Genomic DNA, 3,219 nt, shown 5'->3' with positions numbered 1-3,219 from the left:
GGCCAATCGGCGCGCTGGCGCTGACCAAGGTGAACGCGTGGCCGTCATCGACATCGGTGTCGTTGGCCAGCACGTCGATCATGAGAGTCTGGTTTTCCGTACCGGCGGCCGTATCGGCCACCGCTACCGGCGCATCATTGGTGCCGGTGATGGTCACGTCCACCGTGCTGGTCGAGAGTGCCCCGTACTGGTCCTGCATCTGGTAGCTGAGCGTCACGTGCTCGACCACGCCTTGCGCCAGGTGGTCGAAATCAGCCCCCGGGTTGAACTGCAGCTGGTTGCCCGCAACGCTGGCACTGCCCTGGCCAATCGGCGCGCTGGCGCTGACCAAGGTGAACGCGTGGCCGTCATCGACATCGGTGTCGTTGGCCAGCACGTCGAGGGTGAGGATCTGGTTTTCCGTGCCGGCGGCCACATCGGCCACCGCCACCGGCGCGTCATTGGTGCCGGTGATCGTCACGTCCATCGTGGAACTCGAGAGTGCCCCGTACTGATCCTGCATCTGGTAGCTGAGCGTCACGTGCTCGACCACGCCTTGTGCCAGGTGGTCGAAATCGCTCCCCGGGTTGAACTGCAGCTGGTTGCCCGCGACGCTGGCACTGCCTTGGCCAATCGGCGCGCTGGCGCTGACCAAGGTGAACAAGTGGCCGTCATCGACGTCGGTGTCATTGGCCAGCACGTCGATCGTCAGGGTCTGGTTCTCTGTACCGGCAGCCACATCGGCCACCGCCACCGGCGCGTCGTTGGTGCCGGTGATCGTCACATCCACCGTGGAACTCGAGAGCGCCCCGTACTGGTCCTGCATCTGGTAGTTGAGCGTTACGTGTTCGACCACGCCCTGCGCCAGGTGGTCGAAGTCGCTCCCCGGGTTGCACACCAGCTGGTTGCCGACCACGCTGGCCGTACCCTTGTTCGCCGGCGCACTCGCCGCGTTCAGCGTGAACAGGTGGCCGTCATCGATGTCGGTATCGTTGGCCAGCACGTCGAGGGTGAGGATCTGGTTTTCCGTGCCGGCAGCCGTATCGGCCACCGCCACCGGTGCGTCGTTGGTGCCGGTGATCGTCACGTCCACCGTGGAACTCGAGAGCGCCCCGTACTGGTCCTGCATCTGGTAGCTGAGGGTTACGTGCTCGACCACGCCTTGCGCCAGGTGGTCGAAATCGCTCCCCGGGTTGAACTGCAGCTGGTTGCCCGCGACGCTGGCGCTGCCCTGGCCAATCGGCGCGCTGGCGCTGACCAAGGTGAACGCGTGGCCATCGTCGACGTCGGTGTCGTTGGCCAGCACGTCAATCACGAGAGTCTGATTTTCCGTGCCGGCAGCCGTATCGGCCACCGCCACCGGCGCGTCATTGGTGCCGGTGATGGTCACATCCACACTGCTGGTCGAGAGTGCCCCGTACTGATCCTGCATCTGGTAGTTGAGCGTCACGTGCTCGACCACACCTTGCGCCAGGTGGTCGAAATCGGCCCCCGGGTTGAACACCAGCTGGTTGCCCGCGACGCTGGCGCTGCCCTGGCCGATCGGCGCGCTGGCGCTGACCAAGGTAAACAGGTGGCCATCATCGATATCGGTGTCATTGGCCAGCACGTCAATCGTCAGGGTCTGGTTTTCCGTGCCGGTGGCTACATCGGCCACCGCTACCGGGCCGTCGTTGGTGCCGGTGATGGTCACGTCCACCGTGCTGGTCGAGAGTGCCCCGTACTGGTCCTGCATCTGGTAGCTGAGGGTCACGTGCTCGACCACGCCTTGTGCCAGGTGGTCGAAGTCGGCCCCCGGGTTGAACACCAGTTGGTTGCCGACCACGCTGGCCGTACCCTTGTTTGCCGGCGCACTCGCCGCGTTCAGCGTGAACAGGTGGCCATCGTCGACGTCGGTGTCGTTGGCCAGCACGTCAATCACGAGAGTCTGATTTTCCGTGCCGGCAGCCGTATCGGCCACCGCCACCGGTGCATCGTTGGTGCCGGTGACCGTCACATCCACGCTGCTGGTCGAGAGTGCCCCGTACTGATCCTGCATCTGGTAGTTGAGGGTCACGTGCTCGACCACGCCTTGTGCCAGGTGGTCGAAATCGCTCCCCGGGTTGAACACCAGCTGGTTGCCGACCACGCTGGCCGTGCCCTTGTTTGCCGGCGCACTGACCGAGTTCAGCGTGAACAGGTGGCCGTCATCGACATCGGTGTCGTTGGCCAGCACGTCGATCGTCAGGGTCTGGTTTTCCGTGCCGGCGGCCGCATCGGCCACCGCTACCGGCGCATCGTTGGTGCCGGTGATGGTCACCACCACGGTGCTGCTGGCGGGCGCGCCGTGCTCGTCGGTCATGTTGTAGCTGAGCGTGACGCTGGCCGTGGCGCCTTGCGCCAGATGGTCGAAGTCGCTCCCCGGGTTGAACACCAGCTGGTTGCCCGCGACGCTGGCACTGCCCTGACCGATCGGCGCGCTGGCGCTGACCAAGGTGAACGCGTGGCCGTCATCGACATCGGTATCGTTGGCCAGCACGTCGATCGTCAGGGTCTGGTTTTCCGTACCGGCGGCCGTATCGGCCACCGCCACCGGCGCGTCGTTGGTGCCGGTGATGGTCACGTCCACCGTGGAACTCGAGAGCGCCCCATACTGGTCCTGCATCTGGTAGTTGAGCGTCACGTGCTCGACCACGCCTTGTGCCAGATGGTCGAAGTCGCTCCCCGGGTTGAACTGCAGCTGGTTGCCCGCGACGCTGGCACTGCCCTGGCCGATCGGCGCGCTGGCGCTGACCAAGGTAAACGCGTGGCCGTCATCGACGTCGGTATCGTTGGCCAGCACGTCGATCGTCAGGGTCTGGTTTTCCGTGCCGGCGGCCACATCGGCCACCGCCACCGGCGCGTCATTGGTGCCGGTGATCGTCACGTCCATCGTGGAACTCGAGAGTGCCCCGTACTGATCCTGCATCTGGTAGCTGAGGGTCACGTGCTCGACCACGCCTTGTGCCAGGTGGTCGAAATCGCTCCCCGGGTTGAACTGCAGCTGGTTGCCCGCAACGCTGGCGCTGCCCTGGCCAATCGGCGCGCTGGCGCTGACCAAGGTGAACGCGTGGCCGTCGTCGACGTCGGTATCGTTGGCCAGCACGTCAATCACGAGAGTCTGGTTTTCCGTGCCGGCGGCCACATCGGCCACCGCCACCGGCGCGTCGTTGGTGCCGGTGATGGTCACCACCACAGTGCTACTGGCGGGCGCGCCGTGCT

General features: G+C 65.2%; 1 protein-coding gene. It reads right to left on the bottom strand.

All coding sequences use genetic code 11. The features are described from left to right. Nucleotides 1–3,219, bottom strand: a 3,219-nt coding sequence (locus tag AC07O1_RS30300; RefSeq protein WP_495091184.1) for an Ig-like domain-containing protein, incomplete at both ends; no start/stop codon positions are given.

This window comes from Pseudomonas sp. GW821-FHT07G10, from assembly GCF_059418545.1.
Note: the sequence above shows the minus strand (reverse complement) of the source record. Positions and strands in the feature narration are given on the sequence as shown.